The 16122-nt window shown below is 64.7% G+C and carries 11 protein-coding genes and 1 tRNA gene; 6 read left to right on the top strand and 6 right to left on the bottom strand.

The genetic code is table 11. The annotated features are described in order from the left end of the window. Window positions 1-6 precede the first annotated feature (6 nt). Complete coding sequence (glmU, locus tag BRADO_RS17565) at window positions 7-1353, bottom strand: bifunctional UDP-N-acetylglucosamine diphosphorylase/glucosamine-1-phosphate N-acetyltransferase GlmU (protein ID WP_041756655.1); 1347 nt, start codon at window positions 1351-1353, stop codon at window positions 7-9. A gap of 137 nt (window positions 1354-1490) precedes the next feature. Between glmU and BRADO_RS17560 the strand changes: the two genes are divergently transcribed. Next, a complete protein-coding gene (locus BRADO_RS17560; RefSeq protein ID WP_011926670.1) occupies window positions 1491-2870 on the top strand; it encodes a hypothetical protein in 1380 nt (459 codons plus the stop codon). 107 nt (window positions 2871-2977) lie between these two features. Then, window positions 2978-3358, top strand: a complete 381-nt coding sequence (locus BRADO_RS17555) for a hypothetical protein (protein WP_008963041.1) — start codon at window positions 2978-2980, stop codon at window positions 3356-3358. On the opposite strand, the gene BRADO_RS17550 is transcribed toward BRADO_RS17555, so the two are convergent. Continuing rightward, entirely contained in the window at window positions 3318-4898 is a 1581-nt protein-coding gene (locus BRADO_RS17550; RefSeq protein ID WP_173363528.1) for a beta-(1-6) glucans synthase, read from the bottom strand. The two genes, BRADO_RS17555 and BRADO_RS17550, sit on opposite strands and share 41 nt — an antisense overlap. A 413-nt stretch (window positions 4899-5311) precedes the next feature. Here BRADO_RS17550 and BRADO_RS17545 point away from each other — a divergent pair, with 413 nt between their 5' ends. The 3 genes from BRADO_RS17545 (at window position 5312) to BRADO_RS17535 (ending at window position 9480) form a co-directional block, all read left to right on the top strand. Beyond that, window positions 5312-5884 carry a hypothetical protein gene (locus BRADO_RS17545; RefSeq protein WP_011926668.1) on the top strand — a complete coding sequence of 191 codons (573 nt, stop codon included), beginning with the start codon at window positions 5312-5314 and terminating at the stop codon, window positions 5882-5884. A gap of 331 nt (window positions 5885-6215) precedes the next feature. Continuing rightward, window positions 6216-8918, top strand: coding sequence for a glycosyltransferase (locus BRADO_RS17540; RefSeq protein ID WP_011926667.1), 2703 nt, complete (start codon window positions 6216-6218; stop codon window positions 8916-8918). 486 nt (window positions 8919-9404) lie between these two features. Next, a tRNA-Lys gene (locus BRADO_RS17535) sits at window positions 9405-9480 on the top strand. A gap of 118 nt (window positions 9481-9598) precedes the next feature. On the opposite strand, the gene BRADO_RS35055 is transcribed toward BRADO_RS17535, so the two are convergent. The 3 genes from BRADO_RS35055 to BRADO_RS17520 all read right to left on the bottom strand — a co-directional run bounded on the left by BRADO_RS35055 (window position 9599) and on the right by BRADO_RS17520 (window position 12963). Further along, on the bottom strand, window positions 9599-10192 hold the full coding sequence (locus BRADO_RS35055; RefSeq protein ID WP_157872583.1) for a hypothetical protein: 594 nt from the start codon (window positions 10190-10192) through the stop codon (window positions 9599-9601). A gap of 686 nt (window positions 10193-10878) precedes the next feature. Then, window positions 10879-11079 carry a hypothetical protein gene (locus tag BRADO_RS35050; RefSeq protein ID WP_157872582.1) on the bottom strand — a complete coding sequence of 67 codons (201 nt, stop codon included), beginning with the start codon at window positions 11077-11079 and terminating at the stop codon, window positions 10879-10881. A gap of 714 nt (window positions 11080-11793) precedes the next feature. Beyond that, complete coding sequence (locus tag BRADO_RS17520) at window positions 11794-12963, bottom strand: hypothetical protein (protein ID WP_050781013.1); 1170 nt, start codon at window positions 12961-12963, stop codon at window positions 11794-11796. A gap of 299 nt (window positions 12964-13262) precedes the next feature. Here BRADO_RS17520 and BRADO_RS17515 point away from each other — a divergent pair, with 299 nt between their 5' ends. Continuing rightward, window positions 13263-13883 carry a LysE family translocator gene (locus BRADO_RS17515; RefSeq protein ID WP_011926663.1) on the top strand — a complete coding sequence of 207 codons (621 nt, stop codon included), beginning with the start codon at window positions 13263-13265 and terminating at the stop codon, window positions 13881-13883. Between the two features lie 478 nt (window positions 13884-14361). Here BRADO_RS17515 and BRADO_RS17510 read toward each other — a convergent pair whose 3' ends face one another. Beyond that, window positions 14362-15999, bottom strand: a complete 1638-nt coding sequence (locus BRADO_RS17510; RefSeq protein WP_011926661.1) for an isocitrate lyase — start codon at window positions 15997-15999, stop codon at window positions 14362-14364. Between the last annotated feature and the right edge of the window lie 123 nt (window positions 16000-16122).

The raw sequence follows: 16122 nt of genomic DNA, 5'->3' as shown, positions 1-16122 counted from the left end.
GCGCTCTCACTTCGTCTGGCGCAGCTTCGCGTTCCGGAAGCGCGCCGCCGCGCCTTCCTTCGTGGTCTGCGGGCTGCGCTCCAGCGCCAGCGCATCGTCAGGTACGTCGCGCGTGATCACCGATCCCGAGCCGATATAGGCGCGGGCGCCGATGTTGATCGGCGCCACCAGCGAGGTGTTGGTGCCGATGAAGGCGCCCTCGCCGATCCGCGTCTTGTGCTTGTTGAAGCCGTCATAGTTGCAGGTGATGGTGCCCGCGCCGATGTTGGAATGAGCGCCGACATGGGCGTCGCCGATATACGACAAGTGATTCACCTTGACGCCGGGCTCGAGCACCGCGGCCTTGGCCTCGACGAAATTGCCGATCTTGGCGCCGTCGCCGAGCGAGGTGCCCGGCCGCAGGCGTGCGAACGGTCCGAGCAGCGTGTTGCTGCCGAGCTTCGACTGCACGACGTGCGAGAACGAATGCACCACCGCCCCGTCGCCGATCGACACGCCGGGGCCGATCACGACGAACGGCTCGATGGTGACATCCCTGCCGAACGTGGTGTCCGCCGCGAGATAGACGGTCTCCGGCGCAATCAACGTCACGCCGGCGTCCATCGCCGCCTGCCGCAGCCGCGCCTGCATCGCGGCCTCGGCCTGCGCCAGCTGGGCCTTGGTGTTGATGCCGCGCACCTCGTCCTCGGAGGTCTCGATCACGACCGCGTCGAGTCCCTGACTGCGCGCGATCGCCACCGCATCGACGAGATAGTATTCGCCCTTGCTGTTGGTGTTGCCGATCTTGTCGAGGATGGCCAGCGCGCGCCGGCCGTCCATCGCCATCACCCCGGCATTGCACAGCGTGATCGCGCGCTCCGCCTCCGACGCATCGGCGTGCTCCCGGATGGCGACCAGCTTCGATCCGTCCAGCAGCAGCCGGCCGTAGCCGGTGGGATCAACCGCGCGGAAACCGAGCACCGCAAGGGCGGCGCCCTGAGCCAGCGCCGCGCGCAGCCGCGCGAAGGTTTCGGCCGTGATCAGCGGGGTGTCGCCGAACGCGACGAGGAGATCGTCGGCACCGCGCGCGATCGCCTCGCGCGCGGCGAGGACGGCATGCGCCGTGCCCAGCCGCTCGCGCTGTACGAAGATCGCAACGTCGGGACACAGGCGCTTCGCCTCCTTCTCGACGGCGTCATGGCCGGGCCCGATCACGACCGCGATCGCCGCGCCGTCGCCCTGCGGCGCTGCCGCCAGCACATGCGCCAGCATTGATTCGCCGGCGATGGGATGCAGCACCTTCGGGAGGCTCGAGCGCATCCGCGTGCCCTCGCCCGCCGCAAGCACGATGGTCAGACTGGATCGAGCGGTCATCAAGCACCCTGAAAATCACGGAGCGACACAATTGACGCTGTCATAAATCGTTTTCGGCGCGCGGCAAGCTGCGCCGGCTGAAACCCATACTGGTTTTCCTGATAATGTTCGCTTCGTGATTCGATTAAGGCAGGTTCATGGCTAGGGACTCCCACAAATCAGCCGGCGCACATGGAGGCGCACATGGAGCTGAGAAGACCGGCGGAACGCTGTCCGGACTGTTTGCGGATGAAAACGAGCTCGATCGCCGTGGGCTGTGGCGCCTCGGCTGGTGGGGCGCGGGTGCGGTCGGGGCCGTTGGGCTGGCCATTTTCGTCAATCAGGCCGCCCAGGGGTGGCGCAAGGACCGTATTTCCGCGGCCGATCTCTCGCGCCAGGCCCAGCTGCTGCAATCGCTCGCCAGGGAGACGCAAAGCGAGGCGCGGCAGCTCGGCTCCGCGATCGAGACGCTGAACACCGATCGCGACCAGCTCTATCGTCGCGTGACCATCCTCGAGCAGAATGTCGAGCTGGTGACGGGCGCGCTGGCCAAGCAGAGCGCCCAGGCCAGCGCGGCTTCGAGTTCCGGAAGCAAGCCGACCCCGGCTCCGGCGCCGCAGATCGCGGCCGTCGAATCGCAGCCGCCGGCGGTGCCCGCACCGAGCTCCGCCCAGCCCAGCCCGCTGCCCGCCTTCCCCAATCTGTCGCCGTTCATGCCCGTCCCGGGCTCGGCTGCTGCGGCCAGTCCTGGTCAACCCGGAGCGATCGCGGCGGCACCCGTCGCCGGCGTCAGCGCGGACAAGCCGAAGCCTGAACCTTCGAAGGGCCTTTCGGTGGCGATCACCGGCACCGCCGCACCGGTGGCGGGACCGTCGCCGAGCCCGCTCCCCGCCGGCGGCGCTGCCGCTGCCGCGGGCTCCAGATCGGTCGCGCCAACGGACACGGCCGCCAAGCCGGAGCCGGACCGGCTGGTCAAGGCGGATGTCGCGGATCCAGCCGCCGCCAAGGGCAGTGAGGCCGCGGACGCGGTGATGGCCATCCAGAAGACCGAGTTCGCGGTCGACCTCGGCGGCGCCAATACGATCGGCGGTCTTCGCAACCTGTGGCGCGGTCTGGCGAAAACCAATCCCGATCTGGCCGCGCTCAAGCCGATCATGATGGTCAAGGAAGCCCGCGGCGGCGCCGGCATGCAGTTGCGGCTCGGCGCGGGCCCGCTCACCGATGCAGCCGCGGCCGCGCGCATCTGCGCCGCGCTGGCCGAGACCCAGCGCCCATGTGAAACCACAGTCTATGACGGCCAGCGCCTGGCTGTCGGCGAGGAGCCCGAGGGCGCTGAGGCGAAGCCGGTGACGCCGGCGACTGCGGCGCAGAAGCCGGGCCCGGGGCAGCGTCGACGGTTCCTGCCGCCGCAAGCACAGCGCCATGGCAAGCGCGAGGAGCCCCCCCCGTCCGCCGCCGCGGCCCCCGCAGCGCCGCCCGCGGAGGCGCCAAAGCCCGAGCAGCCGTCGGCGCTGTCATCGTTCTTCCGCCGCTCCTGAGGCCGAATCATCCCGCTCCGAAAGCCGGTTGGCGCGGACTGTGAAAGCAGTCCGTGAAGCGGCTTTGCGGCTTGTCCGGCGAACCGTTCCGCAGCATAGTCCCGCGCATGAAAAAGACCCCGTTCCGCCTCTCGCCGTATCAGGTGCAATGGCTCCTGATCGTCGGCTTCGTCACCGTCGGCTACGCCCTGTATCTGCGCTATCTCGCGATCGAGCTGTCGAGCGTTGCGCTCGCCTGTGACGCCGGCCTGCAGACGCTCGCCTGCAAGAGCCGGGCGGTGGCAACCACGCTGTTCAAGAATTCGGTGTTCGGCGCGACCGCGCTCGTCATCGCGGTGCTGCACGTGATGCGGCCGTCGATCGTGCTTCTGACCGGCGGGCTGATCGCCGCAGGCCTCGGCATCGTGCTCTACAATATCGTGCTGTCGGGCCTGGCGATCGGCCTGCTCATCCTCGGCTTTGCGCGGCCCGCGCCCGCCACAGCGTGAACGCGAGCGTCAGGTACATCACGCAGGTCCACAGCGCCTGCCAATTGTCGCGGCCTTCATTGTAGATCACATAGAGCGACGAGATCGCGAGCAGGCCGGCGAAGCTCGCCTCCGCGATCGGCCGGCCGCCTTGCGCCGGGCGGTTGCCGAGCAGGATTGCGAACGGCACCACCGCCATGGTCAAGCTCGCGAACGGAAAGTCGCGATAGCGCGGGTCGAACACGAAGCCGAGCGCCGTCTGCGCCGCGATCAGCACCGTGACGATCAGCACCAGGCCCAGCGCGTAGGTGATCTTGAGCTGCTTGCGGCCGTCATCCGGGCCTAGCAGGTCAAGGAAGGTCGGCAACGGTCGGCCGGCCATGGCGGCATTGGCGGCCAGGATCGGCGCCAGAACGCCGGCGGCGAGCAGCGCGCCCCATTGCAGCCAGCCGCCGAAGCCGAGGCTCTCGTAATACATCTTGTCCGCGGCCATGCCGAACAGCACGCCCGCCGTCGTCGCTGATATGCCGACCCCGATCCAGGCCGAGACGTGCGGCGGCCAGGGCCGGCGGCGCACCGTCAGCCAGCCGGCCAGGAATACGATGAAGGACAGGATCATGCCGGCCGCCATCTGCAGCTTCCACTGCGGGTAGTTGCTGACCGGCTCACCGGGCGGATATTTCAGCGCCCGCGTGTCGTCGCTGATCAGGCCCCAATAGCCGCCGACCGTGCCCTCGAGCTTGCGCTTCCAGGGCTGGTCATAGGCCTCGATCAGGTTGACGCGGAAATTCTCGCGCTTGGCGAGGCTGAGGATCTCCGACACCACGCGCGCCTGGTTGGCGCGCGACGGCAGTGCGCCCTCGCGCATCCGTCCTTCGCTCGGCCAGCCGGTCTCGCCGATCAGGATCTCCTTGCCGGGAAACGCGACGCCGACCTGCTGGCGGATGGTGTCGACATGCGAGGCGGCGAATTTGGCGCGCACCGGCATGTCCTCCCAATAAGGCAGGATGTGCACGGTCACGAAGTCGACGATGTCGTAGAGCTCGCGGTTGCGCAGCCAGTATTCCCAGACGTCGGCATAGGTGACGGGCACCTGGACCTGCCCCTTGACGCTGCGGATGGTGGCGGCGAGGTCGGCCGTCGTCATCTCGCCGCGCAGCAGCACCTCATTGCCGACCACGACGCCGGTGATCACCTGCGGATAGCGCTTGATCAGGTCGACGGCGATGCCGATCTGCTGCTGGTTCTTGATCTTGTTCGAGCCGAGCCAGATGCCCTGAATGACCTTGATGCCGACGCGGGCGGCGATCGCCGGCACCTGGTCGAGGCCGTTCTCGATCGAATAGGTGCGCACGCATTCGGAGATCTTGGCGAGTTGCACCAGATCCTGCTCGATCTGCTCGGCGTCGATATGGGTGGTCGGGTCGAGCGGGCTCTGCTGGCCGCGGAACGGCGCGTAGGACACGCACTGCACCTTCGAATCGAGCTCGATCGGCGCGCGGGCAAGCGTGATGGGCTTGGCCAGCCACCACCAGGCCGCGGCGATGACACCCAAGGATATGAGCAGAAGCGCCAGCGGCGTACGAAGGGATTTCAGTTCCGTTCTCCAGGCAGGGAGGTGTCGATTACCCGGTCGGCGGCGATCTGCCAAGTAGGCGATCGGGTGGCGACCGGCGGGATGTCGCAGCTCCCCGAGGCGTCGGCGCCGCCCGGTCCCAATCCGGCTTTTACGATGACGCGAGAAAGTTCGGGCGTTGCTGGACAAAATCCGAGATTCCAGTCATTGGGAATCCCCGGTTGCCTCGCTCTCTGCGCCCGCTGTCTTGAGCCGTTCACCCGCCCGTTAGGAACGGCAGTTTAGGAACACCGCACGAGGGGTCGGAATCAACCTCCCGCCGCAATCGGGGCCGATTTGATCGGCATCAACACTGCGTCCCCCAGGGGACGGCATGAAGGCAACATTTCGGGGAATTTATGGGTCGACGCGTGCTCCAGTCCAAGTTTACGGTTTCGCGCCTTGTCGCGTCTGTCGGTCTTGCGGTCCTGGTTGCCGCCCCCGGCGCCTTCGCCCAGAGCGGCAACGACCATCCCCAGGACCAAAAGCCGCAGGCGTCCAGCCCGGCCGACCTCAAGGAAAATCAGCGCAAGGCCGACGAGTTCACCGAGGCGGCGCAGGCGCTGAGCGGCGGGCCCGCCGGCAATCCGGAATGCGTCTGGCTCGGCCGCCGCGTCGTGCAGTTGATGTACCGCGACGACCTCGATACCGCGTTCCGCCATCTCGACCTTTATGACCGGTTCGGCTGCCCCGGCGGCCACATCCAGGCGTCGTTCCGCTGCCTTACCCGATTCGTCGGCCAGATCGACGACAAGGTGCCGAACTCGCTGAACAACCACGTCCACGCCTGCTGGATCAATCCGGACGCCAAGCCGCAGGCCGCCGCCGCGCCGGCGGCCGCGACGCCTCCGGCTCCCGCGGGCTCCGCGCCGCAGGCCGCCCAGCCGGCCGCGCCGCAGGCCTCGCCCTCGCCGCAGCCGGCGAAGCAGTAACAAGATTGCCCTGCCCGCCCGCTGTGCCGGCAGGGCAGATCCAGGCGGAGGGCAGCGCCGCCGCAGTTGTTTAATTGCGCTGCAGCGTTATCGTGTCGCAGGTGGTTCGGCCTCGATCTGTCAGGCGGTTCAGCCCTCGTTCAGCGATGAACCCGCCTTAATGTGACCACCGGGCCAGCGCCAAAGACGGCGCTGCCGGTGCCAGATCGAAGCCGCGCTTCGCCTGATGTGCCTGGGCAGCACGTGGGCCGAGCGCGCTGCCGGCGCGGCCGCGCACTCTCGCGCTGGATCCGCCGCTCCTCCCTCTCCGCCCGCCACGGTGTCCCGCCAGATGCGCTTGATCGCAGCCGTCATCCTGTTCGTCACAGCAGCCCATGCCGCGCTGTGGGGCGTCCTGCAGACCAAGCAGAGCGCGCCCGATTTCACCGGCATGCTGCCGAGCGTGTCCTACGCGCCGTTCGAAGGCACCGAGCATCCCGACGTCGACAACATCCCCAACGCCGAGCGCATCCGTTCCGACCTGAAGAAGCTCGCCACCATCACCCGCGCCATCCGCCTGTACTCGTCGACCGGCGGCGTCGAGCTGGTGCCGCCGATCGCGGCCGAGGTCGGGCTGAAGGTCATGCTCGGCGTCTGGATCGACAAGAACGAAGACCGCAACGAGCGCGAGATCGCCGCCGCCGTGCAGCTCGCCCGCCGCAACAGCAACGTCATCGGCGTCGTCGTCGGCAACGAGACGCTGTACCGTGGCGAGCTCAAGCCGGACGAGCTGATCGGCTACATCAAGAAGGTCAAGAAGTCGGTCAGCGTGCCCGTCACGACCGGCGAGATCTGGAACCTGTGGCGCGACTATCCGCAACTCGCCTCCAGCGTCGATTTCATTGCCGCTCACGTGTTGCCCTACTGGGAGTTCTTCAACCATACCCAGGCCGTCGACCAGGCGGTCGAGCGCTACCAGCTCTTGCGCGAAAAGTTTCCCGGCAAGCGCATCGTCATCGCCGAGTTCGGCTGGCCGAGCGAGGGCTACAACCGCGGCATCGCCGATCCCGGGCCGTTCCAGCAGGCCTGGGTGCTGCGCAATTTCGTCACCCGCGCCGAAGCCATCGGCATGGAGTACAACATCGTCGAGGGCATCGATCAGCCCTGGAAGTTCTTCGAGGGCGGCGTCGGCCCGTATTGGGGCGTGCTGAACGCCTCGCGCGAGGCCAAGTTCTCCTGGACCGGCCCGATCGTGAACCCCGACTATTGGAAACTCGCGACCATCGCGCTCCTGGTCGGCGTGCTGCTGTCGCTGCCGATCGTGCGGCTGCGCCAGCCGACGGTGCTGCAGGCGATGGTGCTGGCGATCACGGCGCATGGCGTCGGCGCCTGGGTCTCCAACGTCTTCGCCTATTGGAACGTGCACTATTTCGTCTGGGGCTCGGCCTTCGCGCTCACCCTCGGCCTCACGCTCCTGGTCCCGCTGATTCTCATCGCGATGGCCCGCATCGAGGAGATCGCCGCGATCGCCTTCGGCCGCGCGCCGCGCCGGCTGCTCACCCGCGACAAGGTCGCGCGCGACCGCGCCGCGATGCCTGCGGGCTATTGCCCGAAGGTCTCGATCCACGTGCCGGCCTATTTCGAGCCGGTCGAGATGATGAAGCAGACGCTGGATGCGCTGGCCCGACTCGACTACCCGAACTACGAGGTCGTCTGCATCATCAACAACACGCCCGACCCGGCATTCTGGCAGCCGATCCAGGATCACTGCCGCATGCTCGGCGAGCGCTTCAAGTTCATCAACGCCGAGAAGGTCAAGGGCTTCAAGGCCGGCGCCCTGCGCATCGCCATGGAGCGCACCGCGGCCGATGCCGAGATCATCGGCATCATCGACGCCGACTATGTCGTGACGCCCGACTGGCTGTCCGACCTCGTGCCGGCCTTCGCCGACCCCGCCGTGGGCCTTGTGCAGGCGCCGCAGGAGCATCGCGACGAGGACTTGTCGCTGATGCACTACATCATGAACGGCGAGTATGCCGGGTTCTTCGACATCGGCATGGTCCAGCGCAACGAGGAGAACGCGATCATCGTGCACGGCACGATGTGCCTGATCCGCCGCGCCGCGATGGACATGGCCGGCGGCTGGTCGAGCGACACGATCTGCGAGGATACCGACCTCGGCCTCGCCATCCAGGAGCTGGGCTGGCAGACCCACTACACCGCCACCCGCTACGGCTCGGGCCTGCTGCCGGACACCTACGAGGCGTTCAAGAAGCAGCGCCACCGCTGGGCCTATGGCGGCTTCCAGATCGTCAAGAAACACTGGCAGCGCTTCCTGCCCGGCCGCAGCCGCCTGACATCAGATCAGAAGCGCGAGTTCTCGCTCGGCTGGCTCAACTGGCTCGGCGCCGAGAGCCTCGGCGTGGTCGTCGCGATCCTCAACCTGATCTGGGTGCCGATCGTGGCGTTTGCCGGCATCGCAATCCCCGACAAGATCCTGACCATCCCGATCATCGCCGCCTTCGTGGTCTCGCTGGCGCACTTCCTGATCCTCTACCGCCTTCGCGTCGCGGTGAAGCCGTGGCAGATGCTGGGTGCGATGATCGCGGCCATGAGTGTGCAATGGACGGTGAGCCGCGCCGTGGCGCAGGGCCTGATCACCGAGCATCTCGCCTTCGCCCGCACGTCCAAGGGCGGCCTGTCGCGGATGTCGATCGAGTTCCAGGCGTTCTGGGAGGCCGTCATCGGCGCCCTGCTCCTGATCGGCGCCGCCATCCTGATCACCACCAATTACCTTGGGATCACCGAGCTCTACATCTTCGCCGCCGTCCTGATCCTGGAGAGCCTGCCGTTCCTCTCGGCCGTCGCGATCGCCATCCTGGAGCTGTCCCGCATCAACTCCTTCGACTTCTGGCGCCACGCCACCATCCGAACCGCCGAGCTGATCGGCCTGCGCCCGGTCTGGGTGCCGGAGCTCGCCGGGCCAGGGATGCTGCAGCCGATGCAGCCGGCGCCGCTGAGCGCGGCGGCGACGAAGGCGGCGGAGAAGGTGTAGGACCCAGGGCGCAGGCCGACAGGCCGACTCCTGGGCCAGTCCCATGCCATTCCTGGGGCATCCCGCCCGCGGCCATCCTTCGAGACGCCCGCCTCCGGCGGGCTCCTCAGGATGAGGGCGAAGTATGCGGCAAAGGGAGTATATGGCGGCTCCGAGACCCTCATCCGACGACGCTAGCGCCCAGGCCGCGCAGCCCACTCTAAACCCTCTTGGTGAGGAGCGCCTCCGCCTGGCGGCGCGTCTCGAACCACGAGGCCCCCGCTGCCGCGTCACCCGCCGCTGTGGTTTCCCCCGCCCGCCCTATTGACCGGGACGGACCCACCCCCTACACAGCGCCCACGTCAGCATGCGGCCCGAGGCCGGGGCTCCACCGTCCCGTTCCCAATACCGCAGTGAACCACAGCCCCGCCGCAAGCGTTCTGGTGGTGACCTGCCGACGATCCGGACAGTGACGGTTCAAGCCGTCACACCGCTTCCGAAGGAAGCGAGCGCGTAGCTCAGCCGGTAGAGCACGTGACTTTTAATCATGGGGTCCCGGGTTCGAGTCCCGGCGCGCTCACCAACCTTATCAAGCATTTACGACGATGCGGGGTCTGTTGGTTTCGGGTCGATATTCGCCCGGGGTCACGCTGGGGGCAACACGCTGCACCAGCAGTCTTGTTCGGTTGCCCCGTTGACGGCTATCTTAACGTCGGCGATGGAGACTGATCGACGGGAGGCCCCGCCATTATTCCAGCGCCCGCCCTGAGCACGATTGCCCCTCCGAGGTCGGCAATGTCCCCTACAGAGTGAATACGATCGGCTGTCACGCCGACAGGCACGCGGGCCGCGTAGAAGTCTAGCATATTGACCTGGTTAGGCACCATGTGTAGCGGAACGCGGCCCGGAATCGCCAGCGTCACAACAGGCCCCGCGATGGTGAAAAGTGGACTCTTTCCGATGTTCATATCTGTCATCGGATCGACGCCTATGAGGTTCGGTCGGACGATGAGCAACAAGCGGTGTGTCTTGGCGTATTCTTGAAGGCCCTGAGTTGTTACCGTCATATGGAAGGCGTTAGGGTCTCCGCCCCAACTAACCAAAGAAGGCCCTGCCGTAATTTGCCTGCGGTCGTAGATGTCATACCCAACCACTGACAAGACTACTGCTGCTAGAGCGCAGACGACCACTAGGGGTGAAACACGAGAAACTTTGCCTTCTTCAGTTTTCTTGGGCCAGTCCGCATATAGCTTCAAAGCGCTTACGACGAGTGCTCCAAGGCTTGAGATTCCCACGATCCAATCCCGAGCATCCATTGGAAAGCGCCATTCTGGTTGAGGACTCTATCTAGCGTTCTAGGCGAGTCTCAGCAACTCCTGGCCAAGTCGCTTGCAAACGCTTCCTCCGGGTGATTCCCCATCGCCCCGCATCCAAAACTCGGCGAGGCGTCTAAAAGACCTAGCTCCGCCTGCAACGGAGGCGGTCGCGGGGCTACGGGCTTTTACGGGCTCGCTTGCGTCGCAGACTAATTAGAAGCTTGCGACTTTCGGCCAGAACGTGCGCAAGGCCGTGCAGTAGATAACCAATATATAGATATTCCATAGGTCGCACCTCTCCATTGAAATCATCGAGAGCGACCTTTGGTCATAGGGGGCAGTTCGGCCGATTGCGTCAACAGATGGCACAATCACGACGCTGTGAGAAATAAGAAAAAGAGCGCTGACCCATTGAAAGGACTATCAGTTGTCAGTCGTGAAGACCGCATGAGATGGCTGATTATCCACAGGAACTCCCTTGGGAGGGGAGTAGAATAGCGGATGTTGTGGCGCCCTATGACGCGAACCCTTTGAGCGCGCTCTGTTTAATCCGCGCGATTTGCGAATATCCCCTCATTCCTCATGGGCTGTGTCAGCGCCGAATTGCGCAGAACTACGCCTAAGCCTCCAGCAGCTCGCTGCGCAACGATGCGCTCCACGCAATGTCATTCACCGAGCAGGTTCATCGGACCGCACGTGAAGCTGATCGCCCTCAGGTTTTTTTCGTCCTCTGGAGCCATCGGCGGGGCGTTGGCGATAATCGCGCGACGCTTGTGTGTCGAGGCCCTTTCGTCTGCTGCGATCTTGGGTCCTTTGATCGGGTCAGCGCGCCTTTTGGCTTTGCTGGCGCGGCGCTGCTCGCGCATGATCTCGCCTCGGACGGGGTCTGCGCGACGGGCGCGGCACTGCTCGCGCATGATCTCACCCCGGACGGGGTCTGCGTAGCGGGAGCGCGCCCGCGCTCGCAGGCGCGCCTTGGACCGGGTCCGCACGGAGTTTGGCATCCCTGGCGAGGACTCTTTCGGGGCCGCACTTCATGCAACTCCTGTTGCACACAAGCCGCTCAACAACATGCCCGTGCTTGCACGGCACGCCCGTGAAATACCGCTTCAGCCCCCGCTCTCGCGCCTCCTCTCTCGAAATCACTTCCAGGTAAGATTTTTGCTACCGTCCGATCCTGCGAAAGACCAATTACCTGCAGCCTCAACCGCCGCGTTTGCGGAGATGAAAGAAGTAGTTCCGCAATTACGCTTTCCAGCTCCGGAACCGTCGCCTGTCCTAAGGTTACCAGCCGATTCAACTAGCGATCCCGCATAATGACCTATTCACAAAGGCGGATATTCAATGCATCCTCGATTTTCGCGCAGGTTCTTACTAGCTGGTCTTCTGTCCACGCCGCGGTGGCCATCAAGCCGGACACCGGGGAGATTCCTCAAGGTCGATCGGTCAGGCAATGAACCGAGACCATGCTGAAGCTTCTCGCTGGAATCTTCTGATGTCGTCGGGGTTCTATCCGGGCTGGCGGCCGCCCGCTGCGTGCAGGGGTGAGCGCTGCGCGACGGACGAAGACCTCATCATGCTTACCGCCCTGCGGTACTGGTCTGCGAGGAGCGAGCGGAACCGGATTGCGCCAGCAGCGATTGGAACGCTTGGCTCTTTTCCAGGGCTCCAATCAGATCTTTGGTAAAATGAATCGCGCCCTGATGATCGAGATGACCACCGAAGTCCCAGGTTGAATAGTCGACCATCCCTGTGAGCACCAATTCAGCCCCGACGGCCGACGCGATTTCGCCCGCCTGCTGTGCGTCGTAATAGGTGTTGGGCACCAGGGTGAGGACAACGTGGTCGGCACTGCCGGCGACAAATTCCCTTGCGTGTTTGATGATCTCCGCAGCGGCGTGACGCGGCCCATTGGTTTTGATCGCCACGACAGGGTTTGTGTCCGAGTGGAAGTTGGGCATATCGCTCATGTCGTACATGCCCGTTTCAGCATCACGGTAGAAACTGTGCAGCGCGAACCGGTTCGCATTCACCAGAATATCGGAGCCGAGAACATCCCGCATTAGCCCCTCGAGCCGCCAGCGCAAGTTCTTCCGGATCACCTGCCTGAAGGCCTCGATACGGCTGTAGCCAAGCGAGGGGATCGGAATGGTGTTGCCCCCGAATGAGCGACGCAATCCTTCGCTGAAAAAACTGCCACCGCCTCCACCATCGTCCGCGTTGATGATCAAGAGCTTCGGCTTGATACGGTATTTATTCAGAATCAGCCTTGCGAAATCACCGCTCGTAATGCCGACAAAAGACAGGTTGTAAAAATTCAGATTGTATCGATCCTTAATCTGCTTTCTGACGACTTCGGAGTCCAGGCCGAACGCGACGAGCGACGAACCGAGCATGACGATGTCGGCCTTCCGCAGATTTTCGATCGAGGAACCGATGTTATGGAAAAAGATGTCCTGGTCCTGGATCTCGGAAACCGCGTCCCCGCTGAGATCGCGATACCAAGTTGGCCCAGCGGCACTCGGGATCGAGGCAAAATGATCGCCGCCACCCCCCGAGATGAACCCCAGCACGGCCATGAGACACGCACTGAAACAGAACACCCCGAGATAGTGCTTCGGCGACGATTTCGTCACTAGCAGCGAACCCACCTTGCGCTCGTCGATGGTTTTGGGCCAAAGGCAAGGCAAAACAACAACGTTCAGGAAACGCGATATAGAGCCGCCAACTGCAATCAATCGTAACTGCATGGCCTTTTCAAGGTGCGGACTACAGCATGTTGTTGTTCCGTTTTGATCCACCTCGAAAGGAAGGAACGAGTATGTCCACGGAACAGGATCGGGGACGGCGCACCAATTGGACCATCAAGAAATTCACTCGCGGAGGCGACGTCGATGATCGGCATCGCTGCCAATGAGAGGCACTCGCCGGCGCGTGAAGTCCGACCGGCTATCGGTCGCCGCGTGGTGTGAAATGCTGGTGTTCGTTGTTCAAATGAGCCGGCCGGCCCCTTCAAGGCACGGCGCCGGGTACCTCTGGGAGCCCACCGATGTCCACTGCCTTCCTGCTGACCTCGCTGATCGTGGTCGCCTCGCCCGGCACCGGCGTGCTCTATACGCTCGCAGTGGCGCTGACGCGGGGCTCACGCATGAGCGTCGCCGCCGCGTTCGGCTGCACGCTCGGCATCATCCCGGCAATGCTCGCTGCGATCGTCGGCCTCGCGGCGGTGCTGCACACCAGCGCGCTTGCCTTTGCTGCGCTGAAATATTGCGGTGTCGTCTATCTGCTGTACATGGCCTGGCAGACGCTCGGCGAGCGCGGCGCACTGTCGGTCGAGGCTGGAGCCAAGAAGGGCCAGACGCGGTCAGCCGGACGCGTGGTGCTGACCGCCTTCCTGATCAACATCCTCAATCCCAAACTGTCGATCTTCTTCCTCGCCTTCCTGCCGCAGTTCATCGCGGCTGACGAGGCGCATCCGCTCGCCGCCATGCTGGAGCTGTCGGCCACATTCATGGCGATGACGTTCGCGGTGTTTGTGGTCTACGGGCTGTTCGCGGCGGCGGTTCGCGACCGGGTCGTCAGCCGTCCGCGGGTGATGGCGTGGCTGCGCCGGGCGTTCGCCGGCGGTTTTGCTTTGCTCGGGGCGCGGCTGGCGCTGAGTGAGCGGTGAGGACATTGCGCGGACATGACACGCAGCGCACCGGACCATGGAGACAAGCGTAGCCCGGATGAGCGGACGCTGCAGCCCGAAGGGCGTAAGCGGTCGCGACATCCCGGTTCTCACGCGCTCTCGCCGGTGAACCCGGATATCGCTGACGCCAACGCCGAAAAGGCGTCGGCTGGCGCTCATCCGGGCTACGCGGATCTGCCCCCGCCCTCAACCCTCACCCTGAGTAGCCCGCCGCAGGCGGGCGTCTCGAAGGGCGAGGCCCAAACCGTGGCCTCATGGTTCGAGACGCGCCGCAAGGGCGGCGCTCCCCACCATGAGGAATGAGACATGAGGCCGTCGCTACACTGTGCTGATGTCAAGCGCGCTGACCATAAGAGTACCGAGCTGCGCCTTGGATCGTCCGCGCCAAAGCAAAACCCGCCTGGAGCGTTGCCGCCCCAGACGGGTCTCATCAGTTCAGCGCTTCACCCGGCGGAGATCAGCCGAACTGATTCATCGTGTTGTGCGCGCCGCCGGCCTTCAGGGCCTTCTCGCCGGCGAAGTATTCCTTGTGGTCGTCGCCGATATCGGAGCCGGCCATGTTCTGGTGCTTGACGCAGGCGATGCCCTGGCGGATTTCGGCGCGCTGGACGTTCTTGACGTAGCCCAGCATGCCCTGCTCGCCGAAATACTCGCGGGCGAGGTTGTCGGTCGAGAGCGCGGCCGTGTGGTAGGTCGGCAGAGTGATCAGGTGGTGGAAGATGCCGGCGCGCTTGGCTGAATCCGCCTGGAAGGTGCGGATGCGCTCGTCGGCTTCCTTCGCCAGCGGGGTGTCGTCATACTCCGCCTTCATCAGCTCGGCGCGGTTGTACTTGCTGACGTCCTGACCCGCCTCCTTCATCGCGTCGTAGACCTGCCAACGGAAGTTGAGGGTCCAGTTGAACGACGGCGAGTTGTTGTAGGCGAGCTTGGCGTTCGGGATGACCTTGCGGATGCGGTCGACCATCTTGGCGATCTGCTCGATATGCGGCTTCTCGGTCTCGATCCACAAGAGGTCGGCGCCGTTCTGCAGCGAGGTGATGCAGTCGAGCACGCAACGGTCCTCACCGGTGCCGGGACGGAACTGATAGAGGTTCGAGGGCAGCCGCTTCGGCCTGACCATCTTGCCATTCTGGTTGATGATGACGTCGCCGCTGCGCGCGGTCTCCGGCGTCACTTCCTCGCAGTCGAGGAAGCTGTTGTACTGGTCGCCGAGATCGCCCGGCTGGCTCGAATAGGCGATCTGCTGCGTGAGACCAGCGCCGAGCGAGTCGGTGCGGGTGACGATGATGCCGTCCTCGACGCCAAGCTCCAGGAAGGCGTGGCGGCAGGCGCGGATCTTGGCCAGGAAGACGTCATGCGGCACGGTGACCTTGCCGTCCTGATGGCCGCACTGCTTCTCGTCCGAGACCTGGTTCTCGATCTGCAGCGCGCAGGCGCCCGCCTCGATCATCTTCTTGGCGAGCAGATAGGTCGCTTCCGCATTGCCGAAGCCGGCGTCGATGTCGGCGATGACCGGGACGACGTGGGTCTGGAAGCCGTCGATCTTGGCGATGATCTCGGTCTCCTTCGCCTTGTCGCCGGCCTTGCGGGCGGCGTCGAGCGTGCGGAACAGATCGTTGAGCTCGCGCGAGTCGGCCTGGCGCAGGAAGGTATAGAGCTCCTCGATCAGCGCGGGCACCGAGGTCTTCTCGTGCATCGACTGGTCCGGCAGCGGGCCGAACTCGGAGCGCAGCGCCGCGATCATCCAGCCGGAGAGATAGAGGTAGCGGCGGTCGGTGCGGCCAAAATGCTTCTTGATCGAGATCAGCTTCTGCTGCGCGATGAAGCCGTGCCAGCAGCCGAGCGACTGCGTGTACTTGGTGCTGTCCTCATCGTAGGCGGCCATGTCGGCGCGCATCACGGCCGCGGTGTAGCGGGCCACGTCGAGACCGGTCTTGAAGCGGTTCTGCAGGCGCATGCGCGCCACGGCCTCGGCGGTGACGCCGTTCCAGGTCGGGTTGGTCTCGAGCAGCGCACGCGCCGCCTCGACCTCGGCCTGGTAGGACGAGGAGCCTTGGAGAGCCTGGTCGTTCAGTCCACGCGGTTGGAAGTTCATGTCCGTGATCCCTTGGTTAACGACAACCTGGGACCTGTTTTAAGCACGTTGCGACAGCGGACTAGCCATTGCGCGGAAAACTTGTCACACTTTACAGATATCCCGTGTATAGCTGTAAGGAGC

The organism is Bradyrhizobium sp. ORS 278 (assembly GCF_000026145.1).
Taxonomy (GTDB): Bacteria; Pseudomonadota; Alphaproteobacteria; order Rhizobiales; family Xanthobacteraceae; genus Bradyrhizobium.
The sequence above is the reverse complement of the archived record's forward strand: the minus strand, read 5'-3'. Positions and strand labels throughout refer to the sequence as shown.